Genomic DNA, 23,485 nt, shown 5'->3' on the forward strand with positions numbered 1-23,485 from the left:
CGGGCGCCCTTTCGCCGTTCAGGCGTAGTTGAACGGTGCGTGACTGTTAGAGAGACGACGTCGGCGGCGACGCAGCAATGCCCTTAACCCCAGGGCATTCGGGAGAACCAAAAGCATGAATCAGGATATCGTCAATCTCTTCAACCCGCAGACCCAGCAGCAGAATTTCGACCAGATCCAGATCGGGATCTCGTCCCCTGAGAAAATTCTCTCCTGGTCCTACGGCGAGATCAAGAAGCCTGAGACGATCAACTACCGGACCTTCAAGCCGGAGCGGGACGGCCTGTTCTGCGCGCGCATCTTCGGTCCGACGAAGGATTACGAGTGCTTGTGCGGCAAGTACAAGCGGATGAAGTACAAGGGCGTCATCTGCGAGAAGTGCGGCGTCGAGGTGACGCTCGCCAAGGTTCGGCGCGAGCGCATGGGCCATATCGAGCTCGCAGCTCCCGTCGCCCATATCTGGTTCCTGAAGTCGCTTCCGTCGCGCATCGGTCTGCTGCTCGACATGACGCTGAAGGATCTGGAGCGCGTCCTCTATTTCGAGAACTACATCGTGCTGGAGCCGGGTCTGACCACGCTCAAGCCGATGGAGCTGCTCACCGAAGAGCAGTACATGGAGGCCCAGGACGAGTTCGGCGAGGACAGTTTCACGGCCGGGATCGGCGCGGAGGCGATTCGCGACCTCCTGAAGGATCTCGATCTAGAGAAGATCGCCGTGGACCTCCGCGAGGAGATCGCGGAGACCACGTCCGAGCTCAAACCGAAGAAGCTCGCCAAGCGGCTGAAGGTCGTCGAGGCCTTCATCATGTCGGGCAACCGGCCCGAGTGGATGATCATGACCCAGATTCCGGTGATTCCGCCGGAGCTGCGTCCGCTGGTTCCGCTGGATGGCGGCCGCTTCGCGACCTCCGACCTGAACGATCTCTACCGGCGCGTCATCAACCGTAACAACCGCCTGAAGCGCCTCATGGAGCTGCGCGCTCCGGATATCATCATCCGGAACGAGAAGCGCATGCTGCAGGAGGCCGTCGATGCGCTGTTCGACAATGGCCGCCGCGGCCGCGTCATCACGGGCGCCAACAAGCGTCCGCTGAAGTCGCTGGCCGACATGCTGAAGGGCAAGCAGGGACGTTTCCGCCAGAACCTGCTCGGCAAGCGCGTCGACTACTCGGGCCGTTCGGTCATCGTGGTGGGCCCGGAGCTCAAGCTGCATCAGTGCGGCCTGCCGAAGAAGATGGCTCTGGAGCTGTTCAAGCCGTTCATCTACGCGCGGCTCGACGCCAAGGGCCATGCCTCGACCGTCAAGCAGGCGAAGAAGCTCGTCGAGAAGGAGAAGCCGGAGGTCTGGGATATCCTGGACGAGGTGATCCGCGAGCATCCGGTGCTGCTGAACCGGGCGCCGACGCTTCACCGCCTCGGCATCCAGGCCTTTGAGCCCACCCTGGTAGAGGGCAAGGCGATTCAGCTTCATCCGCTGGTCTGCGCGGCGTTCAACGCCGACTTCGACGGCGACCAGATGGCGGTGCATGTCCCGCTGAGCCTCGAGGCCCAGCTGGAAGCCGCGTGCTGATGATGTCGACCAACAACATCCTGCACCCGGCCGACGGTTCGCCGATCATCGTTCCGTCCCAGGATATCGTGCTCGGCCTGTATTACCTGTCGCTCGCCATGGACAATGAGCCGGGCGAGGGGATGGCGTTCGGCTCCGTGGCCGAGATCCAGCATGCGCTGGATGCCAAGGTCGTCACCCTGCATACCAAGATCAAAGGCCGCTTCATCGGCGTCGACGAGGACGGCAACGAGGTGTCGAAGATCTACGACACCACGCCTGGCCGCATGCTGCTGGGCGAGCTGCTGCCGAAGCAGCCGACCATCGGCTTCGACCTGGTGAACCGTCTGCTGACCAAGAAGGACATCTCCCACATGATCGACGTGGTGTATCGCCACTGCGGTCAGAAGGAGACGGTGATCTTCTGCGACCGGATCATGGGGCGCGGCTTCTCCTACGCCTGCCGCGCGGGCATCTCGTTCGGCAAGGACGACATGCTGATCCCGGAAACCAAGGACGAGATCGTCAAGAAGACCTCGGACCTCGTGATGGAATACGAGGCCCAGTACAATGACGGCCTGATCACCCGGGGCGAGAAGTACAACAAGGTGGTCGACACCTGGACGGAGTGCACCGAAGAGGTGGCCAAGGAGATGATGAAGCGCATCTCCTCGGTTCAGATCGACGAGGAGACCGGCCGCGAGAAGCCGATCAACTCGATCTACATGATGTCCCATTCGGGTGCGCGCGGTTCGCCGGCCCAGATGAAGCAGCTCGCCGGCATGCGCGGTCTGATGACCAAGCCGTCGGGCGAGATCATCGAGCGGCCGATCATCTCGAACTTCAAGGAAGGCCTGTCGGTGCTGGAGTACTTCAACTCCACCCATGGTGCCCGTAAGGGTCTGGCCGACACCGCCCTCAAGACGGCGAACTCGGGTTATCTGACCCGCCGTCTGGTGGACGTGGCGCAGGACTGCATCGTGACCGAGCCGGATTGCGGCACCGAGGAGGGCATCACGTCCCGCGCGGTGATCGATTCCGGTGAGGTGACCGTATCTCTCGGCAAGCGTGTGCTCGGCCGCACGACGGTTGAGGATGTGAAGCATCCTTCGACCGGCGAGGTCATCATCAAGAAGGGCACGCTGATCGCCGAAGAGGAGATGGAGGTGATCGAGAACTCCGACGTTCAGGAGATCAAGATCCGCTCGGCTCTGACCTGCGAGACCCGCAACGGCATCTGCGCCGCCTGCTACGGCCGCGATCTGGCCCGCGGCACGCCTGTGAACATGGGCGAAGCGGTGGGTGTCATCGCGGCTCAGTCGATCGGTGAGCCGGGTACCCAGCTCACCATGCGTACCTTCCATCTGGGTGGTGTGGCGAGCTCGAAGGTCGCCGACCAGTCTTCGCTCGATGCCAACTACGACGGCACGGTGAAGATCAAGCAGAGAAACGTGGTGGAGGACTCCCAAGACCGTCTCATCGTCATGGGCCGGAACACCGTCCTGTCGCTGCTCGATGCCGACGGCAACGAACGGGCCGTCCACCGTCTGCCCTACGGCACGCATCTGCGGGTCGATGACGGGCAGGAGGTCAAGCGCGGCGAGCGGCTGGCGGAATGGGATCCCTATACCCGTCCGCTGATGACGGAAATCGAGGGTGTCGTCGACTTCGAAGATCTGGTCGAGGGCGTTTCGGTCTCCGAGCAGCGCGACGAGTCGACGGGTATCACCTCCAGCGTGATCATCGATTGGCGTGCGTCCCCGCGCGGTTCGGATCTGCGTCCGGCCGTGGTGATCAAGGACAAGAAGGGCGAGATCGCCAAGCTGCCGCGCGGCGGCGAGGCGCGTTACCTTCTCCCGGTCGACGGCATTCTGTCGGTCGGCCCGGGTGGCGAGGTCACCAGCGGTGACGTGCTGGCCCGCGTGCCGATGGAGAGCGCCAAGACCCGCGACATCACCGGCGGTCTGCCGCGGGTGGCGGAGCTGTTCGAGGCCCGTCGTCCGAAGGACCATGCGATCATCGCCGAGCTGTCCGGCATCGTTCAGTTCGGACGCGACTACAAGAACAAGCGTCGCGTTTCGATCACGCCGGACGAGGATGGGATGGACCCGGTGGAGTTCCTGATCCCGAAGGGGCGCCATCTGTCGGTGCAGGACGGCGATCGGATCGAGAAGGGCGAATACCTGCTCGACGGTCATCCGGCCCCGCATGACATCCTGGCGATCAAGGGCGTCGAGGAGCTGGCCAACTACCTGGTGAACGAGATCCAGGAGGTCTACCGGCTGCAGGGCGTGACCATCAACGATAAGCATATCGAGGTCATCGTCCGGCAGATGCTCGGCAAGATGGAGATCCAGGATCCGGGCGATACGGAGTTCCTCAAGGGCGAGCAGGTCGATCGGATCGATTTCGAGGACGCCAACACGGAAGCCGAAGCCGCCGGCAAGAAGCCTGCGACGGGCCAGCACGTGCTCCTCGGCATCACGAAGGCCAGCCTGCAGACGCGCTCCTTCATCTCCGCGGCCTCCTTCCAGGAGACCACCCGCGTGCTGACGGAGGCCGCTGTGAACGGCAAGGTCGATACGCTGGAAGGCCTGAAGGAGAACGTGATCGTCGGCCGACTCATCCCGGCAGGCACCGGCGGCATGCTCAACCGGCTCAAAAAGGTCGCTTCGCATCGCGACGACCTGATTGCCGAAGAGCGGGCCAAGGTGGCCGCTGAGCAGAAGCCCGATACGGAAGAAGAGGCTGCTGGCAGCGAGGAATCGGAGTCGGTCTAGGACCGGCCCAACCTCGCCAGACGCGAATCTCCGTCGACGAATCCCAGGGCCGGGGCGTTTGAAAGCGCTCCGGCCTTGTTTTTGGGGCCATCGCACCACATCTCATGGAGCCGGCACGGCCGATTTGGGTCGAATTCGCGCCAGCCATGGGGCGAAGGCGAGAAAAGGCCGGTTCTCGCAGCTTTTTATTGGGTCCCGGCCTTGACGATGCGAGAAAGCGCCTGATACAAGGCGCTGACTTTCACGGCAGGTGGTAACTCATCTCGCCATCGCCAACAGGCGAAGCGGCGCGGGTTAAACACTGCCGAACCAACCGGATCAAATTCGGGTTCACGATCTTGGAGGTCCATCCTTCGAGATCCTCTGATTTGGGGGCTGAAGCTGCGCATGCGCACTTCGGCTTCTGCTTTATGGGCGAAAGCCCTTTTTTGCATTGGGGAAGGCCCCAAACAGGAACACGCGGCGAAGGCCATCGAACGGGCCGATGCCACACGAAATCGGTAAGGCGATCGAAGTATGCCCACGATTCAACAGCTCATCCGCAAGCCTCGCAAGAAGGTGCTGAAGCGGAACAAGGTGCCGGCCATGCAGGCCTGCCCCCAGAAGCGGGGCGTCTGCACGCGCGTCTACACCATCACGCCGAAGAAGCCGAACTCGGCGCTTCGTAAGGTGGCGCGTGTGCGTCTCACCAACGGGCTCGAAGTGACGAGCTACATTCCGGGTGAGGGGCATAACCTGCAGGAGCACTCCGTCGTGATGATCCGCGGCGGCCGTGTGAAGGACCTTCCGGGTGTGCGTTACCACATCATTCGCGGTGTGCTGGATACCCAGGGCGTGAACGATCGCCGTCAGCGTCGTTCGAAGTACGGCGCTAAGCGGCCGAAGTAGTCATTGAGCCTGAGAGGTTCTCTGGCTGCCGCCAGGACCCTCGGATGAGAACGTTTTGAGGATTTAAAAAGATGTCCCGGCGCCATAGAGCAGATAAGCGCGACATTATTCCCGATCCGAAGTTCGGGGATGTGATCCTGACGAAGTTCATGAATTCCATCATGAACGACGGCAAGAAATCCGCCGCAGAGCGCATCGTCTACGGCGCGCTGGATACGGTCGAAGAGAAGACGAAGCAGAACCCGGTGGAGCTGTTCCATCAGGCGCTGCAGAACGTGATGCCCGCGCTCGAGGTTCGGTCCCGGCGCGTCGGCGGCGCCACCTACCAGGTGCCGGTCGAGGTGCGTCACGATCGCCGCCAGGCCCTGGCGATCCGCTGGATCATCGCCTCCGCCCGCGGCCGGAACGAGAACACGATGGTGGAGCGCCTGTCCGGTGAGCTGCTCGATGCGGCGAACAACCGTGGCAACGCCGTCAAGAAGCGCGAGGACACGCACCGCATGGCCGACGCCAACCGGGCCTTCTCGCATTATCGCTGGTAAGCGAAACTGAGGATTGTTGAGATGGGACGCGAAACTCCCCTTAAGGACTACCGCAACATCGGGATCATGGCGCATATCGACGCCGGCAAGACCACGACGACTGAGCGGATCCTTTTTTATACGGGGCGCAGCCACAAGCTGGGCGAGGTCCATGACGGCGCGGCCACCATGGACTGGATGGAGCAGGAGCAGGAGCGTGGCATCACGATCACCTCTGCTGCGACCACCGCGTTCTGGAAGGACAAGCGCGTCAACATCATCGACACGCCTGGCCACGTGGACTTCACCATCGAGGTGGAGCGTTCGCTTCGCGTGCTCGACGGCGCGGTTGCGCTGCTCGACGCCAACCAGGGCGTAGAGCCGCAGACCGAGACGGTGTGGCGGCAGGCCGACAAGTATCACGTGCCGCGCATGATCTTCGTCAACAAGATGGACAAGACCGGCGCCGACTTCTTCAACTCCGTGAAGACGGTCAAGGAGCGCCTGGGCGCCAATCCCATGGTGATCCAGCTGCCGCTCGGCGCCGAGAACGACTTTATCGGCCTGATCGACCTGGTCCGCATGAAGAGCATCGTGTGGAACGACGAGTCCCTTGGCGCCTCCTTCGAGGAGAGCGACGTGCCGGACGAGTACATGGACCAGGCCAAAGAGTATCGCGAGGCCATGATCGAGCAGGCCGTCGAAGTCGACGAGGCTGCCATGGAGGCCTATCTGGAAGGCGAGGAGCCGTCCGAGGAGAAGCTGAAAGAGCTGATCCGCAAGGGCACCTGCAATCTGGAATTCGTGCCCGTGCTTTGCGGCTCCGCGTTCAAGAACAAGGGCGTGCAGTCCCTGCTGGATGCCGTGGTCGACTACCTGCCGTCTCCGGTCGATGTGCCGCCGATCAAGGGTATCGACGTGAAGACCGGTGAGGAGTCCTCCCGCCGGTGCTCCGACGAGCAGCCCCTCGCCATGCTGGCGTTCAAGGTGATGAACGACCCGTTCGTGGGCTCGCTGACCTTCTGCCGCATCTATTCCGGCGTGGTGGAGACGGGCGCGAGCGTCCAGAACACCGTGAAGGACTCAAAGGAGCGCATCGGCCGTATGCTGCAGATGCACTCCAACCACCGGGAAGACATCAAGGAGGCCTATGCGGGCGACATCGTCGCGCTGGCCGGCCTGAAGGATGTCACCACCGGCGACACGCTCTGCGATCCGGCGAACCCGATCATCCTGGAGCGCATGGAGTTCCCGGATCCGGTTATCGAGGTCGCCGTGGAGCCCAAGACCAAGGGCGACCAGGAGAAACTCGGCGTCGCGTTGAACCGTCTGGCGCAGGAGGATCCGTCCTTCCGCGTGACCGTCGACCACGAGTCCGGCCAGACCCTCATCAAGGGCATGGGCGAGCTGCATCTCGACATCATCGTCGACCGGCTTCGCCGCGAGTTCAAAGTGGACGCCAATGTGGGCGCGCCGCAGGTGGCTTATCGTGAGACCCTCACGAAGGCGACCGATGTCGACTACACCCATAAGAAGCAGACCGGCGGTTCGGGCCAGTTCGCCCGGGTGAAGATGACGATCGCGCCTGCTGAGGCGGGCGAGGGCTTCGTCTTCGAGAACACCGTCGTCGGCGGCAACATCCCGAAGGAATACATCCCGGGTGTCGAGAAGGGTGTCCGCAGCGTGATGGACAACGGCATCATCGCCGGCTTCCCGATCCTCGACGTCAAGGTGACCCTGACGGACGGTGCCTATCACGACGTGGACTCCAGTGTGATGGCGTTCGAGATCGCGGGCCGCGCAGCGTTCCGCGAGGCGGCCCAGAAGGCCGTGCCGAAGCTTCTCGAGCCGATCATGCACGTGGAAGTCGTGACGCCGGAAGAGTATGTCGGCGGCATCATCGGCGACCTCACCAGCCGCCGCGGACAGGTCCGCGGTCAGGAGCCTCGCGGCATCGCCACGGTGATCGACGCCATGGTCCCGCTGGCCAACATGTTCGGGTACGTGAACAACCTTCGCTCCATGAGCCAGGGACGTGCGCAGTACACCATGCAGTTCGATCATTACGCTCAGGTGCCGCAGCAGGTAGCTGACGAGGTTCAGGCGAAATTCGCCTAGCAGAAGGTGGCGGGAACACCGCCGCAGAACTTTTTCGCTTCTTTGTAGAAGGAATGGAGAGCCAGGATGGCTAAGGAAAAATTTTCGCGGGCCAAGCCGCACTGCAACATCGGGACGATCGGCCACGTCGATCACGGTAAGACGACCCTGACCGCGGCGATTACCAAGGTTCTGTCCGAAACCGGCGGCGCAACCTTCACCGCCTACGATCAGATCGACAAGGCGCCGGAAGAGAAGGCTCGCGGCATCACCATCTCGACGGCTCACGTCGAGTACGAGACCGAGAACCGCCACTACGCCCACGTCGACTGCCCGGGCCACGCTGACTATGTGAAGAACATGATCACCGGCGCGGCGCAGATGGACGGCGCGATCCTGGTGGTTTCCGCGGCCGATGGCCCCATGCCCCAGACCCGCGAGCATATCCTGCTTGCCCGTCAGGTCGGCGTGCCGGCGCTGGTCGTGTTCCTGAACAAGGTCGATCAGGTCGACGATCCGGAGCTTCTGGAGCTGGTCGAGCTCGAGGTTCGCGAGCTGCTGTCCAACTACGAGTTCCCGGGCGATGACATTCCGATCGTCAAGGGTTCGGCTCTGGCCGCTGTGGAGGGCAACAACCCCGAGATCGGCGCCGAGGCCATCCTCGAGCTGATGCGCGAGGTCGACGCCTACATCCCGCAGCCCGAGCGTCCGAAGGATCAGCCCTTCCTGATGCCGATCGAAGACGTGTTCTCGATCTCCGGTCGCGGTACCGTGGTGACCGGCCGTATCGAGCGCGGTGTGGTCAAGGTCGGTGAGGAAGTCGAGATCGTCGGTATCAAGCCGACCAGCAAGACGACCGTCACCGGTGTCGAGATGTTCCGCAAGCTGCTCGACCAGGGCGAGGCCGGCGACAACGTTGGTTGCCTGCTCCGCGGTATCGAGCGCGAGGGCGTGGAGCGCGGCCAGGTGCTTTGCAAGCCGGGTTCGATCACCCCGCATACGAAGTTCAAGGCCGAAGCCTACATCCTCACCAAGGAAGAGGGCGGCCGTCATACGCCGTTCTTCACCAACTACCGTCCGCAGTTCTACTTCCGCACCACCGACGTGACCGGTGTGGTGCACCTGCCGGAAGGTACCGAGATGGTGATGCCGGGCGACAATTGCGCCATGACCGTTGAGCTGATCGTGCCGATCGCCATGGAGGAGAAGCTCCGCTTCGCCATCCGTGAGGGCGGCCGGACCGTCGGCGCCGGTGTGGTGTCGTCGATCATCGAGTAACGAAGTTGCGGCGGGGCGCGCTGCTGTGAATGCAGCGCGCCCGTCTCATTTGGGACGACCGGGATGCAAAGCCAGAACATCAGAATTCGGCTCAAAGCCTTCGATCATCGCATCCTCGATGCATCGACGAAGGAGATCGTGAATACGGCGAAGCGCACGGGTGCCGAGGTGCGGGGACCGATCCCTCTGCCGACGCATATCGAGAAGTTCACCGTGAACCGGTCGCCGCATATCGACAAGAAGAGCCGCGAGCAGTTCGAGATGCGCACTCATAAGCGCTTGCTCGATATCGTGGATCCGACGCCGCAGACGGTCGACGCTTTGATGAAGCTCGATCTGGCCGCCGGTGTCGATGTTGAGATCAAGCTCTAGAGCCCAGCTCTAAAGCGATTTGAGGAAAGTAACCGATGCGATCAGGTGTCATCGCACAGAAGGTCGGCATGACCAGGATCTTCACCGAGGCGGGCGAGCATATCCCCGTCACGGTGCTGAAGCTGGACAACTGCCAGGTCGTCGGCCAGCGCGTCGCGGATAAGAACGGTTATACCGCGCTGCAGCTGGGGGCGGGGCTCGCCAAGGCGAAGCGCCTCTCCAAGGCCGCGCGTGGACAGTTCGCCGCCGTCGAGGTGGAGCCGAAGCGGCGTCTTGCAGAGTTCCGGGTCACCCCCGAGAACCTGATCGACGTCGGCGCGGAGTTCACCGCTGACCATTTCGTTGAAGGCCAGTTCGTGGATGTCTCCGGCACCTCGATCGGCAAGGGTTTTGCCGGTGCCATGAAGCGGCACGGGTTCGGCGGCCTGCGGGCGTCCCACGGCGTGTCCATCAGCCATCGTAGCCATGGCTCGACGGGTAACAGCCAGGATCCCGGCAAGGTCTTCAAGGGCAAGAAGATGGCCGGCCATATGGGCGACGTGAAGGTCACCACCCAGAACCTCAAGGTGGTTCGGACCGATGTCGACCGCGGCCTGATCATGGTTTCCGGCGCCGTGCCGGGCGCCAAGGGCGGTTGGGTGCTGCTTTCCGATGCGGTGAAGCGGTCTCTGCCCGACGATGCGCCGAAGCCGGGCGCCTTCAAGCTGGCCAACGGGTCGGCAAAGGCTGCGAAGTCGGATGCGCCGGCCGAGACGAACAATGAGCAGGGTGAGGCGGCTGAAGCCGCGTCTCCTTCTGAGGGTGGGAGCGAATAGTTATGCAAGCGGACGTCACCACGCTCGATGCGAAGAAGGCCGGCAAGGTCGATCTCTCCGATGAGGTCTTCGGCCTGGAGCCGCGCGAGGACATTCTGCACCGCATGGTGCGCTACCAGCTCGCCAAGCGGCGTGCCGGCACGCGCTCGGTGCAGGACCGTTCCGAAGTCACCGCGACCACGGCCAAGATGTACCGTCAGAAGGGTACGGGCCGGGCGCGTCACGGCAGCCAGCGGGTCAACCTGTTCCGCGGAGGCGGCAAGTCCTTCGGGCCGAAGCCGCGCAGCCACGCGATCGAGCTGCCGAAGAAGATCCGGGCTCTGGCGCTGAAGCATGCGCTTTCGGCCAAAGCCCAGGCGGATGCGCTGGTCGTGATCGAAAAGTGCGAGCTGAAAGAGCCGAAGACGAAAGAGCTCAAGGAGCGCTTTTCCAAACTCGGCCTGGGTTCGGTGCTGATCATCGACGGCGCCGAGGTGCAGCTGGCCTTCGCGCAGGCTGCCCGGAACCTGCCGAATGTGGATGTGCTGCCGGTGCAGGGGATCAACGTCTACGACATCCTGCGCCACGAGAAGCTGGTTCTTTCCAAGGCGGCCCTGGAAGCGCTGGAGGCGCGGTTCAAATGAACACTGCTTCTCTCTACGACATAATTTTGTCGCCGGTGATTACCGAGAAGTCGACTGCGGCTTCGGAGTTCAACCAGGTGATCTTCAAGGTTCGCCAGGACGCGACCAAGGACCAGATCAAGAAGGCCGTCGAGAAGCTCTTCGACGTGAAGGTCCTTGCCGTGAACACCATCGTCCGCAAGGGGAAGAAGAAGCGGTTCCGCGGCATCCCCGGACGCCAGAAAGATATCAAGAAGGCCGTCGTGCGCCTCGCCGAAGGCGAGAAGATCGACGTGACGACGGGAATTTAGAGCTATGGCACTGAAGACCTTCAAACCGAGGACATCGAGCCAGCGTCAGCTGGTGCTCGTGGACCGCAAGGCGCTCTGGAAGGGCAAGCCCGTGAAGTCCCTGACTCAGGGACTGACCCAGAAGGGCGGCCGCAACAACCATGGCCGCGTTTCGGTCTGGCATCGCGGCGGCGGTCACAAGCGCACCTATCGCCTGGTCGATTTCAAGCGCCGCAAATGGGGCGTGCCGGCAACCGTGGAGCGGATCGAATACGATCCAAACCGCACCGCGTTCATCGCGCTGATCAAGTATGAGGACGGCGAGCTGTCCTACATCATTGCGCCGCAGCGTCTGGCCGAAGGCGACACTGTGGTCGCCGACGCCAAGGCCGACGTGAAGCCGGGCAACGCGATGCCGCTCGCCGCCATTCCGATCGGCACCATCGTCCACAATGTGGAGATGAAGGAAGGCAAGGGCGGTCAGCTGGCCCGCGCGGCTGGATCCTACGTCCAGCTGGTCGGCCGCGACGGCGACTATTCGATCATCCGGCTGAAGTCGGGCGAGACGCGCCTGGTGCGGTCCGCCTGCATGGCGACGGTCGGTGCGGTGTCCAACCCGGACAACGCGAACATCAATCTCGGCAAGGCCGGCAGGAGCCGCTGGCTCGGTCGCAGGCCCACGGTGCGCGGTGTCGTCATGAACCCGCACGACCATCCGCACGGCGGTGGTGAGGGCCGGACCTCGGGCGGTCGCCATCCTGTGACCCCGTGGGGCAAGCCTACCAAGGGCAAGCGCACGCGGAGCAATAAGGAAAGCGACAAGTACATCCTGCGTAGCCGGCACATGAAGAAGAAGAGAGGTTAGGGCGGTGACGCGTTCTGTTTGGAAAGGTCCGTTCGTCGACGGATATCTGCTCAAGAAGGCAGACAAGGCGCGCGAGAGCGGGTCCAGCGCGGTGATCAAGATGTGGTCCCGGCGCTCGACGATCCTGCCGCAGTTCGTCGGTCTGACCTTCGGCGTCCATAACGGCCAGAAGCACATCCCGGTGCTGGTGACCGAGGACATGGTGGGACACAAATTCGGTGAGTTCGCTCCGACCCGGACGTTTCCGGGCCACGCGGCGGACCGCAAGGCAAAGAGGAAATAGCGATGGGTAAGCCGCATCGCGAGAGAAAGCTCGGCGAGAACGAAGCGCAGGCCGTGACCCGGCTGCTGCGGGTGAGCCCGCAGAAGCTGAACCTGGTTGCCCAGATGATCCGGGGCAAGAAGGTGGACCGTGCGCTGGCCGATCTGACCTTCTCGCGCAAACGCATCGCGCAGGATGTGAAGAAGACTCTGCAGTCGGCGATCGCCAATGCGGAGAACAATCACGATCTCGATGTCGATGCCCTGGTCGTCAAGGAAGCTTATGTCGGCAAGGGGCTGGTGATGAAGCGGATCAAGCCTCGGGCGCGCGGTCGTGCTGCCCGTATCCTGAAGCCGTTTTCGCAGATCACCGTGGTCGTGCACCAAGTCGAGGACGCAGCGTAATGGGACAGAAAGTCAATCCGATCGGGCTCCGGCTCGGCGTGAACCGCACCTGGGACTCCCGTTGGTTCGCCGACGGCGAGGAATATGCCCGGCTCCTGCACGAAGACATCAAGATGCGCGAGCACATCATGAAGTCCCGCAAGCAGGCCGGCATCTCCAAGGTCGTGATCGAGCGTCCGCACAAGAAATGCCGGGTGACGATCCACACGGCACGCCCGGGCATCCTGATCGGCAAGAAGGGCGCGGACATCGACAAGATGCGCAAGGAGCTCTCCAAGCTGACGGACTCCGAGGTGCACGTGAACATCGTCGAGATCCGCAAGCCGGAGATCGATGCCAATCTGGTGGCCGAGAGCATCGCGCAGCAGCTTGAGCGCCGCGTTGCCTTCCGCCGGGCCATGAAGCGGGCGGTGCAGTCCACCATGCGCATGGGCGCCGGCGGCATCCGGATCAACTGCTCCGGCCGTCTGGGCGGCACCGAGATCGCCCGCATGGAGTGGTATCGCGAAGGCCGTGTCCCGCTGCACACGCTGCGGGCCGATATCGATTACGGCACGGCCCTGGCACGGACCGCTTACGGCATCATCGGTATCAAGGTCTGGATCTTCAAAGGCGAGATCCTGGATCACGATCCGATGGCCCAGGAGACCCGCGCGATGGACGCGCAGGAGGGTGGCCGTTCGGGTGGCGGACCCCGCCGCAACAATGCGCCGGCTTCGGCGTAGGGAATTGAAAGAATAGGCGAAGCGTTATGCTGCAACCGAAACGGACGAAATACAGGAAGGCCCAGAAGGGACGTATCCGCGGCAATGCGACCGGCGGTGTCGATCTCAACTTTGGGACCTACGGCCTGAAGGCCCAGGAGCCGGCGCGGATCACTTCGCGTCAGATCGAGGCCGCGCGCCGGGCGATGACCCGTCAGATGAAGCGTGCCGGCCGCGTGTGGATCCGGATCTTCCCGGACACGCCGATCTCCAAGAAGCCGACCGAAGTCCGCATGGGTAAGGGCAAGGGTTCGCCGGAGTATTGGGCCGCCAAGGTCAAGCCGGGCCGGATCATGTTCGAGATCGACGGCGTCGGCGAACCGGTGGCGCGTGAGGCTCTGCGTCTGGCGGCGGCTAAGCTGCCGATCAAGACCCGCCTCGTGATGCGAGTGGAAGGCTAAAGACGATGAAGGCCGAAGAGATCCGCGATATGACGCCGGACCAGCTCAGCGACGAGCTGGTGAAGCTGAAGAAAGAGCAGTTCAACCTGCGCTTTCAGGCGGCGTCGGGACAGCTTGAGAACACCGCCCGTGTGCGGCAGGTGCGTAAGGACATTGCGCGCGTGAAGACCATCACGCGTCAGAAGGCCTCCGAGGCCAAGAAGGCGTAAGGACGAAGAAGATGCCGAAGCGAATTCTGCAAGGTGTCGTGGTGAGCGACAAGAACAACAAGACCGTGGTGGTCAAGGTGGAGCGACGCTTCACCCACCCGCTGCTGCGCAAGACCGTGCGCCGGACGAAGAACTACCAGGCGCATGACGAGCAGAACGCGTGCAAGGTCGGCGATACGGTTTGGATCGAGGAGTGCCCTCCGCTCTCGAAGCATAAGAGCTGGATGGTCGTTCCGCGGGATGAAGCAAGCGCTTAAGGGCGATAATTCGGGTTAGAGGATCATTGCAATGATTCAGATGCAGTCAAATCTCGATGTCGCCGACAATTCCGGCGCGCGCCGCGTCCAGTGCATCAAGGTGCTGGGCGGTTCCAAGCGGAAATACGCTTCGATCGGCGACATGATCGTGGTGAGCGTCAAGGAGGCGATCCCGCGCGGCCGTGTGAAGAAGGGGCAGGTGATGAAGGCCATCGTCGTGCGCACCGCCAAGGGCGTGCGCCGGGCCGACGGCAGCCTGATCCGCTTCGATCGCAACGCGGCGGTGCTGGTCAATCCGCAGGGCGAGCCCGTGGGCACCCGTATTTTCGGGCCCGTGACCCGCGAGCTGCGTGCCAAGAAGCAGATGAAGATCGTCAGCCTGGCGCCGGAGGTGCTGTAGCAATGGCGTTGAAGCTGAAAGTCCGCAAAGGCGACAAGGTCGTCGTCACGAGCGGCAAGGACAAGGGCAAGCGCGGCGAAGTGCTTCGCGTGATGCCGTCGGAGAATCGCGTCCTGGTGCAGGGCGTCGGCGTGGTGCAGCGGCACCAGCGCCAGACCGCCAATCAGGAGGCCGGTATCGTCGCCAAGGAGGCGCCGATCCACATTTCCAACATCGCCCTGGAGGACCCCAAGGATGGGGAGCCGACCCGGGTCGGATACAAGTTTTTGAAGGATGGGCGCAAAGTGCGGTTCGCCAAGCGCTCCGGTGAGGTGATCGATGGTTGAGGCAAGTTACGTTCCGCGTCTCAAGGAGCACTACAACGACGTGGTGCGGGGCGATCTCACCAAGGAATTCGGCTATCAGAACGTGATGCAGGTTCCGCGGCTCGAGAAGGTCGTGCTCAACATGGGCGTCGGCGAAGCCGTCGCCGATTCCAAGAAGGTGACTGCGGCGGCCGGCGATCTCGGCCTGATCGCAGGTCAGCGGCCGGTGATCACCAAGGCCCGCAAGTCCATCGCCGGCTTCAAGCTGCGCGAAGGCATGCCGGTGGGCTGCAAGGTGACGCTTCGCAAGGCGCGCATGTACGAGTTCATCGATCGTCTGGTGAATATCGCGCTGCCGCGTGTGCGTGACTTCCGTGGGCTGAACCCGAAGAGCTTCGACGGGCGCGGCAACTTCACCATGGGCCTGAAGGAGCACATCATCTTCCCGGAGATCAACTACGACCAAGTCGAGGAGATCTGGGGCCTGGACATCATCGTTTGCACGACGGCGGAGAGCGACGACGAAGCACGCGCGCTGCTGAAGGGCTTCAATTTCCCGTTCCGCGGTGACGCTAAGGCGGCTTAGCGCTCGCGAAGGAGGACAGAATGGCAAAGACCAGCATGGTGGAGCGCGATAAGAAGCGCCGCCGTATGTCGAAAGAATTCAAGACCCGCCGGGAGCGGCTGAAGAAGATCGCGTCCGATCGTTCGCTTCCGCCGGAGGAGCGTTTTGCAGCACGGCTGAAACTGGCCGAGCTGCCGCGCAACTCCTCGCCGGTGCGCATTCACAATCGCTGCGCGCTGACGGGCCGTCCGCGCGGCTATTACCGGAAGCTGAAGCTGTCTCGCATCATGCTGCGGGAGTTGGGCAACAATGGCCTGATTCCGGGCATGGTGAAGTCGAGCTGGTAGAGAAGGCTGGTAGAGACCTGGCATGAGCATCAATGATCCTTTGGGCGATATGCTCGCCCGCATCCGCAACGCGCTTCTGCGCAACAAGTCCCGGGTCACCACCCCGACCTCGAAGCTTCGTCAGCATGTGCTCGACGTGCTCCAGGAAGAGGGTTATATCCGCGGCTACGCGCAGGTGGACTACGACAACGGTCAGTCGGAGTTCGACATCGAGCTGAAGTATTTCGATGGCGAGCCGGTGATCAAAGAGATCAAGCGCGTGTCCACGCCGGGGCGGCGGGTTTACTCCTCCGTTCGGGATCTTCCGACCGTGGCCAACGGGCTCGGTGTGGCGATCCTGTCGACGCCCAAGGGCGTGATGTCCGATTCGAAGGCTCGCACCGAGAATGTCGGCGGCGAGATCCTTTGCAACGTATTCTAAGATTTGAACTTTTCGGGTGAGACGAAGATAATGTCGCGTATTGGCAAAAGGCCGGTGAGCATCCCGAGCGGCGTGACCGCCACGCTGGACGGGCAGCATGTCGCCGTGAAGGGCCCCAAGGGCGAGCTGAGCCAGCATTTGGTGGACGACGTTCTGCTGAAGCTGGAAGACGGCGAGCTGACGGTTTCTCCGCGCGACGAGTCGAAGCGCTCCCAGGCGATGTGGGGCATGTCGCGGACGCTGATCGCCAATCTGGTGACCGGCGTCACGGAAGGCTTCACCAAGAAGCTGGAGATCACCGGTGTCGGTTATCGCGCCGCGGTGCAGGGCAAGGCTCTGCAGCTCAATCTGGGCTTCAGCCATGACGTGAGCTATCCGATTCCGGATGGCATTGAGATCCAGTGCCCGAAGCCGACAGAGATCGTCGTTTCGGGTATCGATAAGCAGAAGGTCGGCCAGGTGGCCGCGGAGATCCGCGCCTATCGTCCGCCGGAGCCCTACAAGGGCAAGGGCGTGCGCTACGAGGGCGAGTACATTCTCCGTAAGGAAGGCAAGAAGAAGTAGCCATGAGCGGGACAGGAACAGGCTTTACGAGGCGGCAGCAGCGTGTGCGCCAGGCCTTGAAGCGTACGGCAAATGGACGCGCGCGGCTTTCGGTTTTCCGGTCGTCCAAGCATATCTATGCGCAGGTGATCGACGATACCGAGGGCAAGACCATGGCGGCTGCCTCGTCTCTCGATAAGGATCTGCAGGGCGCGCTCAAGAAGGGCAGCGATGTGGCGGCTGCGGAAGCGGTCGGCAAGCTGCTGGCGGAGCGGGCTGCGAAGGCTGGCGTCAAGGACGTGGTCTTCGACCGTGGCGGTTATCTCTATCATGGCCGGGTCAAGGCGCTGGCGGATGCCGCGCGTGAAGCCGGCTTGAATTTCTAGATTCCAGGGAAAGGGTTCTAACGTGGCACGTCCTCAATCGCGCGGTCCGCAAGGCAGAGACCGCGATGATCGTGACAACGAGTTTGTCGACAAGCTCGTCCACATCAACCGCGTCGCCAAGGTGGTGAAGGGCGGACGTCGCTTCGGTTTCGCCGCGCTGGTCGTCGTGGGCGACCAGAAGGGCCGGGTCGGTTTCGGCCACGGCAAGGCGCGCGAGGTGCCCGAGGCGATCCGCAAGGCAACGGAGTCGGCCAAGCGCGGTCTGCTGCGCGTGCCGCTGCGCGAGGGCCGGACCTTGCATCACGACGTCGAAGGTCATCATGGCGCGGGCCGCGTTGTCCTGCGCGCGGCGCCTCCCGGCACCGGCATCATCGCGGGCGGTCCGATGCGCGCCGTGTTCGAGACCCTTGGCATCCATGACGTGGTGGCGAAGTCGGTTGGCACGTCCAACCCGTACAACATGATCCGCGCGACCTTCGATGCGCTCTCCCAGGAGGACAGCCCGCGCAGCGTGGCGGCCCGCCGGGGCAAGAAGGTCTCCGAGATCGTGTCGCGCCGCCGGGACGATGCAGGCGACGCTGCGGGCGCCGCGGACGTTTAATCGAAGCTCTTTGACGAGACAGGTTGGTCGAGATGGCCGAGACAAAGAAGAAGACCGTAACGGTCGAGCAGATCGGCAGCCCCATCCGGCGGCCGAAGGATCAGCGCCAGACCCTGGTGGGGCTGGGGCTCAACAAGATGCATAAGCGCCGCACGCTGGAGGATACCCCGGCCGTGCGCGGCATGATCGCCAAGGTGAGCCATCTGGTGCGCGTCGTCGAAGACGAGCAGAAGGCGTAAGGGTTTAAACGATGCGACTGAACGAACTGAAGGATCGTCCGGGCTCGACCCATTCGAAGAAGCGGGTCGGACGCGGTCCGGGCTCCGGTCTTGCGAAGACCTCGGGTCACGGCATGAAGGGTCAGAAGGCCCGTTCCGGTGTTGCGATCAAGGGCTTCGAAGGCGGTCAGATGCCGCTCGACCGGCGTCTGCCGAAGCGGGGCTTCAACAACATCTTCGCCAAGCACTACAACGAGGTGAATCTCGGACGCGTCCAGGCGGCGATCGATTCCGGCCGGCTCGACGGCAAGAAGACCGTCGACGCCGCCGCGCTGAAGGATGCCGGTCTGATCCGCCGCGAGCATGACGGTGTGCGTCTGCTCGGCACGGGCGAGATCAAGGCCAAGGTGAGCTTCGAGGTCGCGGGCGCCAGCCAGGCTGCCGTAAAGGCGGTGGAAGCTGCGGGCGGATCCGTGACCGTTACGGCGTCGGACGAAGCCAAGACCGAGAAGAAGAGCGCCAAAGCGCCGGCAAAGAAAACCGCATCCAAGGGCAAGGCGGAAGCCAAGGCCGACGATGCGGCGTCCGACGGGGGTGAAGCCAAGGCCGACGAGGCCGGATCCTCTCAGTCGAAGGCGAACAAAGAGGATTAGCGCGCGCAGGCTCGGGCGGCCGGTTGCCGTCCGGGATTGCGGAAAGGGAGGCAGCGCCTCATGGTCTCTGCTGCGGAACAGCTCGTTTCCAATCTAAATTTCGCGGCCTTCGCCAAGGCTGACGAGTTGAAGAAGCGCATCTGGTTTACGCTGGGTGCGCTCCTCGTTTATCGGCTCGGGACCTATATTCCGATCCCGGGGGTGAACCCTCAGGCGCTGGCCGATCTCTTCCAGCAGAACCAGTCCGGCATTCTGGGCATGTTCAATATGTTCTCCGGCGGCGCCGTGGGACGTATGGCGATCTTCGCCTTGAACATCATGCCCTATATTTCGGCGTCGATTATCATTCAGCTGCTGACAACCGTCTCGCCGCATCTTGAGCAGCTCAAGAAGGAAGGCGAGCAGGGGCGTCGGCAGATCAACCAGTATACCCGCTACGGCACGGTCGTTCTGGCCGCGCTGCAGGGCTACGGCATCGCCGTGGGCCTTGAGGGCGCCGGCAATGCGGTGATCGATCCGGGCATGTTCTTCCGCCTTACGACGGTCATCACGCTCGTCGGCGGCACCGTCTTCCTGATGTGGCTCGGCGAGCAGATCACGGCGCGCGGCGTCGGTAACGGCATCTCGCTGATCATCTTCGCGGGCATCGTCGCGCAGCTTCCGTCGGCCATCGCCGGCACTTTGGAGCTCGGCCGCGAGGGCGCCCTGTCGACCACGCTGATCATCGGCATCCTCGTGATGGCCGTCGTGGTCATCGCGGTCATCGTGTTCATGGAGCGGGCCCAGCGCCGGCTTCTCGTGCAGTACCCGAAGCGACAGGTGGGCAACCGCATGTTCCAGGGCGATGCCTCGCATCTTCCCCTGAAGCTGAACAGCGCCGGCGTCATCCCGCCGATCTTCGCCTCGTCGCTGCTGCTGCTGCCGATCACTGTCGCGAACTTCTCGGCAGGCCAGGGGCCGGAGTGGCTGACCACGGTCACCACCATGCTGGGCCGCGGCGCGCCGCTGCATATCGCCATCTACGTGGCGCTGATCGTGTTCTTCGCCTTCTTCTATACCGCCGTGGTGTTCAACCCGGAGGAGACGGCCGACAATCTGAAGAAGTATGGCGGCTTCATCCCGGGCATTCGTCCCGGCAAGCGGACGGCGGAATATATCGACTATGTGCTGACCCGGATCACGGTGGTCGGCGCGATCTATCTGGCCGCGGTCTGCGTGCTGCCGGAGGTCCTGGTTTCCACCGCCGGCGTGCCGTTCTATTTCGGCGGCACCTCGCTCCTCATCGTGGTGAGCGTCACCATGGATACTGTCGCGCAGGTGCAGAGCCATCTGCTGGCGCATCAGTATGAGGGCCTGATCAAGAAGGCGCGGCTGCGGGGCGCTCGTCGGAGATGAACCTGATACTGCTTGGACCGCCCGGCGCGGGCAAAGGGACCCAGGCGAGCATGATCGAGGAGGAAAGAGGCCTGGAGCAGCTTTCCACCGGCGACATGCTCCGTGCCGCCGTCGCTGCGGGCACCGATCTCGGCCAGGAAGCCGAGAAGATCATGGCGCGCGGAGATCTCGTGCCGGACGAGCTTGTGATCGGCCTGATCGCCGAACGCATGGATCAGGGAACGGGCAAGGGCACCATCCTGGATGGCTTCCCGCGCACGATTGCCCAGGCGGAAGCCCTCGATGCGCTCCTCGATGAGCGCGGCGAGAAGCTGGATGCCGTGATTGAGATGGAAGTGAACGACGATGCGCTTGTCGAGCGCATTACCGGCCGCTTCTCCTGCGCCCAGTGCGGTGCGGGTTATCACGACGTCTACAAGCGGCCGAAGGTTGCCGGCGAGTGCGACCGGTGCGGCGCGACGGAGTTCGTCCGCCGCAAGGACGATACGGAGGAGGTGGTTCGCTCGCGGCTGAAGGCCTATCACGAGCAGACCAAGCCTCTGATCGACTTCTATAAGAATAAGGGCCGCCTCTACGCGGTCGACGGGATGGCGGACATCGCAGAGGTGCATGACGCCATCGCCAAGGTGCTGGACGATGTTTCCCACGGGAAGGAAAGCTGAGGTTGACCTTGTCAAGCGGAATCGTTAGAAGAGCGCCAATCCATCGTTGGAGAAAGAGCAACCGGTCCCGGATTCATTTGAGTTTCGGCGGTCGGTCTTTCTGTGCTTCACCGGACTTTTGCATTTGATTACAACACGTTAGCGCGTGTTCGAGGAGATAACCCGTGGCCCGAATTGCAGGTGTGAACATCCCGACCAATAAGCGGGTCGAGATCGCCCTCACGTATATCCATGGCATTGGCGACAGCTACGCCAAGCAAATTTGTTCGAAAGTCAGCATTCCGTTTGAGCGTCGCGTCAACGAGCTCACCGATGCTGAGGTGAGCCAGATCCGCGAAGTGATCGACCGCGACTATGTCGTGGAAGGCGATCTCCGGCGCGAAGTGGCGATGAATATCAAACGTTTGATGGATCTCGGCTGCTATCGCGGCCTGCGCCATCGGCGCGGTCTCCCGGTGCGCGGCCAGCGGACCAACACCAATGCGCGGACGCGCAAAGGTCCGGCCAAGCCGATCGCCGGCAAGAAGAAGTAATCGAGGTCTTGATTTGGCCCGGACGGTCGTTAGCGAACCTCCGAGCGACGAGAATTGCGGGAAAATAAAGCATGGCTAGAGAAAAAACGCGTCTTCGCCGTCGCGAAAAGAAGAACATCTCGTCGGGCGTTGCTCACGTGCATGCGAGCTTCAACAACACCATGATCACCATCACCGATGCGCAGGGGAACACGATCTCCTGGTCTTCGGCCGGTGCCATGGGCTTCAAGGGCTCGCGGAAGTCGACCCCTTATGCGGCGCAGGTCGCCGCCGAGGACGCCGGCAAGAAGGCGGCCGAGCACGGCATGCAAAACCTCGAGGTTGAGGTGCGCGGTCCGGGTTCGGGACGCGAGTCGGCTCTGCGCGCGTTGCAGGCCGCCGGGTTTACCGTCACCTCCATCCGCGACGTGACGCCGATCCCGCATAACGGCTGCCGTCCGCGGAAGCGGCGCCGGGTCTAACGCGTTCGACGCGCGTTCGACATTTGGCGCGGCCGCGTTTCGCGCCGCGCATTTGGGGCTTTGGCGCCCCTGACATCGATCAAGAAAGGGCCAATTAGGTGCTGCACAAGAACTGGCAAGATCTTATCAAGCCCAACCAGCTGAACATTATTCCGGGTCGCGATCGAACCGGTTCGCGATGGTGGTTGCGGAGCCGCTCGAGCGCGGCTTCGGTGTGACGCTCGGCAATGCGCTGCGCCGTATCCTGTTGTCTTCGCTGCAGGGCGCGGCCGTCACCTCGGTGCATATCGACGGCGTGCTCCACGAGTTCTCCTCGATCCCGGGCGTGCGCGACGACGTCACCGACATCGTCCTGAACATCAAGGGCATCGCGGTGCGCCAGCACTCCGAAGGCATCAAGCGCATGATGCTGAAGAAGGAGGGGCCGGGCGTGGCCACGGCCGGCGATATCGAGACCGGCGCCGATGTGGAGATTCTGAATCCGGATCACGTCATCTGCACCCTCGACGAGGGCGCGTCGATCCGCATGGAGTTCACCACGGCGCTCGGCAAGGGCTACGTGCCGTCGGAGCAGAACCGTCCGGACGATGCGCCGATCGGCTTCATCCCCGTCGACTCCCTGTTCAGCCCGGTTCGGAAAGTCTCCTACAAGGTCGAGCATACTCGCGAGGGCCAGGTCCTCGATTACGACAAGCTCACCATGGATATCGAGACCGACGGCTCGGTGAAGCCGGAAGACGCGGTGGCCCTGGCTGCGCGTATTCTGCAGGATCAGCTCTCGGTCTTCGTGAACTTCGAAGAGCCGAAGAAGGAGCAGGCGCCCGAGACGCCGCCGGAGCTGGTGTTCAATGCCGCGCTGCTCAAGAAGGTGGACGAGCTGGAGCTTTCCGTCCGCTCCGCCAACTGCCTGAAGAACGACAACATCGTCTATATCGGCGACCTGATCCAGAAGACCGAGGCGGAGATGCTTCGTACGCCGAATTTCGGCCGGAAGTCCCTGAACGAGATCAAGGAAGTCCTGGCCGGCATGGGGCTGCATCTCGGCATGGATGTGCCGGATTGGCCGCCGGAGAACATCGAAGAGCTGGCCAAGCGCTTCGAGGACCATTACTAGAGCTCTCCGGCATCGCCGGAAGAATGAAATGTTAGCGGCCATGCCGCACGCAGGAGGAGAGAATGCGCCATCGTAAAGCCGGTAGACGGCTCAATCGATCGGTCCCGCACCGCAAAGCGCTGCTGAGCAGCCTGGCGAATGCTTTGATCAAGCATGAGCAGATCGTCACCACCTTGCCCAAGGCCAAGGAGCTCAAGCGGGTGGCCGACAAGCTCGTGACGCTCGCCAAGCGGGGCGACATGCATTCCCGCCGCCGCGCCTTCGCGAAGCTGCGCGACGACGCCATGGTGTCGAAGCTGTTCGAGACGCTGGGTCCGCGCTATGCGGAGCGTCCGGGCGGCTACACCCGTGTGCTGAAGGCCGGCTTCCGCTACGGCGATTCCGCGCCGGTCGCGGTGATCGAGCTGGTGGATCGCGACGAGGACGCCAAGGGGCAGGATTCCGGTCCGACCCAGAATTTCGACGAGGACGAAGCGGTCGCGGCCTAAAGCCGTCACCCAGCTTCCGAGCGACGAGAAAAAAAACGC

General features: G+C 62.8%; 29 protein-coding genes and 3 pseudogenes. All 32 read left to right on the forward strand.

All coding sequences use genetic code 11. The features are described 5' to 3' along the window. Positions 1-115: 115 nt before the first annotated feature. The 32 genes and pseudogenes from rpoC to rplQ all read left to right on the forward strand — a co-directional run bounded on the left by rpoC (position 116) and on the right by rplQ (position 23,446). A pseudogene (rpoC, locus tag A7A08_RS00580) lies at positions 116-4,329 on the forward strand (DNA-directed RNA polymerase subunit beta'). 516 nt (positions 4,330-4,845) lie between these two features. Further along, positions 4,846-5,217 carry a 30S ribosomal protein S12 gene (rpsL, locus tag A7A08_RS00585; RefSeq protein WP_069093628.1) on the forward strand — a complete coding sequence of 124 codons (372 nt, stop codon included), beginning with the start codon at positions 4,846-4,848 and terminating at the stop codon, positions 5,215-5,217. A 71-nt stretch (positions 5,218-5,288) separates the two neighbouring features. Then, positions 5,289-5,759, forward strand: coding sequence for a 30S ribosomal protein S7 (gene rpsG, locus A7A08_RS00590; protein WP_069093629.1), 471 nt, complete (start codon positions 5,289-5,291; stop codon positions 5,757-5,759). Between the two features lie 21 nt (positions 5,760-5,780). Then, positions 5,781-7,856 (forward strand): elongation factor G, encoded by a 2,076-nt coding sequence (gene fusA, locus A7A08_RS00595; RefSeq protein WP_069093630.1) that lies wholly within the window; start codon positions 5,781-5,783, stop codon positions 7,854-7,856. A gap of 66 nt (positions 7,857-7,922) precedes the next feature. Continuing rightward, the gene (gene tuf / locus A7A08_RS00600) at positions 7,923-9,113 is read left to right on the forward strand and encodes an elongation factor Tu (RefSeq protein WP_069093631.1); all 1,191 of its coding nucleotides are present in this window, start codon (positions 7,923-7,925) and stop codon (positions 9,111-9,113) included. Positions 9,114-9,176: 63 nt separating this feature from the next. Beyond that, positions 9,177-9,485, forward strand: coding sequence for a 30S ribosomal protein S10 (gene rpsJ, locus A7A08_RS00605; protein ID WP_069093632.1), 309 nt, complete (start codon positions 9,177-9,179; stop codon positions 9,483-9,485). A gap of 35 nt (positions 9,486-9,520) precedes the next feature. After that, complete coding sequence (rplC, locus tag A7A08_RS00610) at positions 9,521-10,300, forward strand: 50S ribosomal protein L3 (protein ID WP_069093633.1); 780 nt, start codon at positions 9,521-9,523, stop codon at positions 10,298-10,300. 2 nt (positions 10,301-10,302) lie between these two features. Beyond that, entirely contained in the window at positions 10,303-10,923 is a 621-nt protein-coding gene (gene rplD / locus A7A08_RS00615; RefSeq protein ID WP_069093634.1) for a 50S ribosomal protein L4, read from the forward strand. Beyond that, on the forward strand, positions 10,920-11,213 hold the full coding sequence (locus tag A7A08_RS00620; protein ID WP_069093635.1) for a 50S ribosomal protein L23: 294 nt from the start codon (positions 10,920-10,922) through the stop codon (positions 11,211-11,213). Before rplD ends, A7A08_RS00620 begins: the two co-directional genes overlap by 4 nt. Before the next feature lie 4 nt (positions 11,214-11,217). Next, entirely contained in the window at positions 11,218-12,057 is an 840-nt protein-coding gene (gene rplB / locus A7A08_RS00625) for a 50S ribosomal protein L2 (protein WP_069093636.1), read from the forward strand. A gap of 4 nt (positions 12,058-12,061) precedes the next feature. Next, the gene (gene rpsS / locus A7A08_RS00630) at positions 12,062-12,340 is read left to right on the forward strand and encodes a 30S ribosomal protein S19 (protein ID WP_069093637.1); all 279 of its coding nucleotides are present in this window, start codon (positions 12,062-12,064) and stop codon (positions 12,338-12,340) included. A 2-nt stretch (positions 12,341-12,342) separates the two neighbouring features. Further along, the gene (rplV, locus tag A7A08_RS00635; protein WP_069093638.1) at positions 12,343-12,723 is read left to right on the forward strand and encodes a 50S ribosomal protein L22; all 381 of its coding nucleotides are present in this window, start codon (positions 12,343-12,345) and stop codon (positions 12,721-12,723) included. Further along, on the forward strand, positions 12,723-13,448 hold the full coding sequence (gene rpsC, locus A7A08_RS00640) for a 30S ribosomal protein S3 (protein ID WP_069093639.1): 726 nt from the start codon (positions 12,723-12,725) through the stop codon (positions 13,446-13,448). Before rplV ends, rpsC begins: the two co-directional genes overlap by 1 nt. 26 nt (positions 13,449-13,474) lie before the next feature. Beyond that, on the forward strand, positions 13,475-13,888 hold the full coding sequence (gene rplP, locus A7A08_RS00645; RefSeq protein WP_069093640.1) for a 50S ribosomal protein L16: 414 nt from the start codon (positions 13,475-13,477) through the stop codon (positions 13,886-13,888). Between the two features lie 5 nt (positions 13,889-13,893). Further along, positions 13,894-14,097 carry a 50S ribosomal protein L29 gene (gene rpmC / locus A7A08_RS00650; protein WP_069093641.1) on the forward strand — a complete coding sequence of 68 codons (204 nt, stop codon included), beginning with the start codon at positions 13,894-13,896 and terminating at the stop codon, positions 14,095-14,097. 11 nt (positions 14,098-14,108) lie between these two features. Continuing rightward, positions 14,109-14,354, forward strand: coding sequence for a 30S ribosomal protein S17 (gene rpsQ / locus A7A08_RS00655; protein WP_069093642.1), 246 nt, complete (start codon positions 14,109-14,111; stop codon positions 14,352-14,354). Positions 14,355-14,385: 31 nt separating this feature from the next. Further along, a complete protein-coding gene (gene rplN / locus A7A08_RS00660) occupies positions 14,386-14,754 on the forward strand; it encodes a 50S ribosomal protein L14 (RefSeq protein WP_069093643.1) in 369 nt (122 codons plus the stop codon). Between the two features lie 2 nt (positions 14,755-14,756). Continuing rightward, positions 14,757-15,080, forward strand: coding sequence for a 50S ribosomal protein L24 (gene rplX, locus A7A08_RS00665; RefSeq protein WP_069093644.1), 324 nt, complete (start codon positions 14,757-14,759; stop codon positions 15,078-15,080). Further along, on the forward strand, positions 15,073-15,645 hold the full coding sequence (gene rplE / locus A7A08_RS00670) for a 50S ribosomal protein L5 (protein ID WP_069093645.1): 573 nt from the start codon (positions 15,073-15,075) through the stop codon (positions 15,643-15,645). The genes rplX and rplE overlap by 8 nt, the downstream gene beginning before the upstream one ends. 20 nt (positions 15,646-15,665) lie before the next feature. Next, positions 15,666-15,971, forward strand: a complete 306-nt coding sequence (rpsN, locus tag A7A08_RS00675) for a 30S ribosomal protein S14 (protein WP_069093646.1) — start codon at positions 15,666-15,668, stop codon at positions 15,969-15,971. Positions 15,972-15,993: 22 nt separating this feature from the next. After that, complete coding sequence (gene rpsH / locus A7A08_RS00680; RefSeq protein WP_069093647.1) at positions 15,994-16,392, forward strand: 30S ribosomal protein S8; 399 nt, start codon at positions 15,994-15,996, stop codon at positions 16,390-16,392. 30 nt (positions 16,393-16,422) lie between these two features. After that, complete coding sequence (gene rplF, locus A7A08_RS00685; RefSeq protein WP_069093648.1) at positions 16,423-16,956, forward strand: 50S ribosomal protein L6; 534 nt, start codon at positions 16,423-16,425, stop codon at positions 16,954-16,956. 2 nt (positions 16,957-16,958) lie between these two features. Then, on the forward strand, positions 16,959-17,321 hold the full coding sequence (rplR, locus tag A7A08_RS00690) for a 50S ribosomal protein L18 (protein ID WP_069093649.1): 363 nt from the start codon (positions 16,959-16,961) through the stop codon (positions 17,319-17,321). A gap of 22 nt (positions 17,322-17,343) precedes the next feature. Then, a complete protein-coding gene (rpsE, locus tag A7A08_RS00695; RefSeq protein ID WP_069093650.1) occupies positions 17,344-17,922 on the forward strand; it encodes a 30S ribosomal protein S5 in 579 nt (192 codons plus the stop codon). Between the two features lie 32 nt (positions 17,923-17,954). Further along, entirely contained in the window at positions 17,955-18,161 is a 207-nt protein-coding gene (rpmD, locus tag A7A08_RS00700) for a 50S ribosomal protein L30 (RefSeq protein WP_069094246.1), read from the forward strand. A gap of 11 nt (positions 18,162-18,172) precedes the next feature. After that, positions 18,173-18,640 (forward strand): annotated as a pseudogene (gene rplO, locus A7A08_RS00705) (50S ribosomal protein L15); the annotation flags it as partial. A 213-nt stretch (positions 18,641-18,853) separates the two neighbouring features. Then, positions 18,854-20,188: a preprotein translocase subunit SecY gene (gene secY, locus A7A08_RS00710; protein WP_069093652.1), complete on the forward strand. Its 1,335-nt coding sequence runs from the start codon at positions 18,854-18,856 to the stop codon at positions 20,186-20,188. Further along, a complete protein-coding gene (locus A7A08_RS00715) occupies positions 20,185-20,850 on the forward strand; it encodes an adenylate kinase (protein WP_069093653.1) in 666 nt (221 codons plus the stop codon). Before secY ends, A7A08_RS00715 begins: the two co-directional genes overlap by 4 nt. 164 nt (positions 20,851-21,014) lie before the next feature. Further along, positions 21,015-21,383 (forward strand): 30S ribosomal protein S13, encoded by a 369-nt coding sequence (rpsM, locus tag A7A08_RS00720; protein WP_069093654.1) that lies wholly within the window; start codon positions 21,015-21,017, stop codon positions 21,381-21,383. 71 nt (positions 21,384-21,454) lie between these two features. Then, positions 21,455-21,844: a 30S ribosomal protein S11 gene (rpsK, locus tag A7A08_RS00725; RefSeq protein ID WP_069093655.1), complete on the forward strand. Its 390-nt coding sequence runs from the start codon at positions 21,455-21,457 to the stop codon at positions 21,842-21,844. A 98-nt stretch (positions 21,845-21,942) separates the two neighbouring features. Further along, positions 21,943-22,958: pseudogene (locus A7A08_RS00730) on the forward strand (DNA-directed RNA polymerase subunit alpha). 62 nt (positions 22,959-23,020) lie between these two features. Beyond that, entirely contained in the window at positions 23,021-23,446 is a 426-nt protein-coding gene (gene rplQ / locus A7A08_RS00735; RefSeq protein ID WP_069093656.1) for a 50S ribosomal protein L17, read from the forward strand. Positions 23,447-23,485: the final 39 nt, after the last annotated feature.

This window comes from Methyloligella halotolerans (assembly GCF_001708935.1).
GTDB classification, from domain to species: Bacteria; Pseudomonadota; Alphaproteobacteria; order Rhizobiales; family Methyloligellaceae; genus Methyloligella; species Methyloligella halotolerans.

Coding starts and splice junctions, on each gene's coding strand:
- rpsL (WP_069093628.1), top strand. CDS start 4,846: ATGCCCACGATTCAACAGCTCATCCGCAAGCCTCGCAAGAAGGTGCTG.
- rpsG (WP_069093629.1), top strand. CDS start 5,289: ATGTCCCGGCGCCATAGAGCAGATAAGCGCGACATTATTCCCGATCCG.
- fusA (WP_069093630.1), top strand. CDS start 5,781: ATGGGACGCGAAACTCCCCTTAAGGACTACCGCAACATCGGGATCATG.
- tuf (WP_069093631.1), top strand. CDS start 7,923: ATGGCTAAGGAAAAATTTTCGCGGGCCAAGCCGCACTGCAACATCGGG.
- rpsJ (WP_069093632.1), top strand. CDS start 9,177: ATGCAAAGCCAGAACATCAGAATTCGGCTCAAAGCCTTCGATCATCGC.
- rplC (WP_069093633.1), top strand. CDS start 9,521: ATGCGATCAGGTGTCATCGCACAGAAGGTCGGCATGACCAGGATCTTC.
- rplD (WP_069093634.1), top strand. CDS start 10,303: ATGCAAGCGGACGTCACCACGCTCGATGCGAAGAAGGCCGGCAAGGTC.
- A7A08_RS00620 (WP_069093635.1), top strand. CDS start 10,920: ATGAACACTGCTTCTCTCTACGACATAATTTTGTCGCCGGTGATTACC.
- rplB (WP_069093636.1), top strand. CDS start 11,218: ATGGCACTGAAGACCTTCAAACCGAGGACATCGAGCCAGCGTCAGCTG.
- rplV (WP_069093638.1), top strand. CDS start 12,343: ATGGGTAAGCCGCATCGCGAGAGAAAGCTCGGCGAGAACGAAGCGCAG.
- rpsC (WP_069093639.1), top strand. CDS start 12,723: ATGGGACAGAAAGTCAATCCGATCGGGCTCCGGCTCGGCGTGAACCGC.
- rplP (WP_069093640.1), top strand. CDS start 13,475: ATGCTGCAACCGAAACGGACGAAATACAGGAAGGCCCAGAAGGGACGT.
- rpmC (WP_069093641.1), top strand. CDS start 13,894: ATGAAGGCCGAAGAGATCCGCGATATGACGCCGGACCAGCTCAGCGAC.
- rpsQ (WP_069093642.1), top strand. CDS start 14,109: ATGCCGAAGCGAATTCTGCAAGGTGTCGTGGTGAGCGACAAGAACAAC.
- rplN (WP_069093643.1), top strand. CDS start 14,386: ATGATTCAGATGCAGTCAAATCTCGATGTCGCCGACAATTCCGGCGCG.
- rplX (WP_069093644.1), top strand. CDS start 14,757: ATGGCGTTGAAGCTGAAAGTCCGCAAAGGCGACAAGGTCGTCGTCACG.
- rplE (WP_069093645.1), top strand. CDS start 15,073: ATGGTTGAGGCAAGTTACGTTCCGCGTCTCAAGGAGCACTACAACGAC.
- rpsN (WP_069093646.1), top strand. CDS start 15,666: ATGGCAAAGACCAGCATGGTGGAGCGCGATAAGAAGCGCCGCCGTATG.
- rpsH (WP_069093647.1), top strand. CDS start 15,994: ATGAGCATCAATGATCCTTTGGGCGATATGCTCGCCCGCATCCGCAAC.
- rplF (WP_069093648.1), top strand. CDS start 16,423: ATGTCGCGTATTGGCAAAAGGCCGGTGAGCATCCCGAGCGGCGTGACC.
- rplR (WP_069093649.1), top strand. CDS start 16,959: ATGAGCGGGACAGGAACAGGCTTTACGAGGCGGCAGCAGCGTGTGCGC.
- rpmD (WP_069094246.1), top strand. CDS start 17,955: ATGGCCGAGACAAAGAAGAAGACCGTAACGGTCGAGCAGATCGGCAGC.
- secY (WP_069093652.1), top strand. CDS start 18,854: ATGGTCTCTGCTGCGGAACAGCTCGTTTCCAATCTAAATTTCGCGGCC.
- A7A08_RS00715 (WP_069093653.1), top strand. CDS start 20,185: ATGAACCTGATACTGCTTGGACCGCCCGGCGCGGGCAAAGGGACCCAG.
- rpsK (WP_069093655.1), top strand. CDS start 21,455: ATGGCTAGAGAAAAAACGCGTCTTCGCCGTCGCGAAAAGAAGAACATC.
- rplQ (WP_069093656.1), top strand. CDS start 23,021: ATGCGCCATCGTAAAGCCGGTAGACGGCTCAATCGATCGGTCCCGCAC.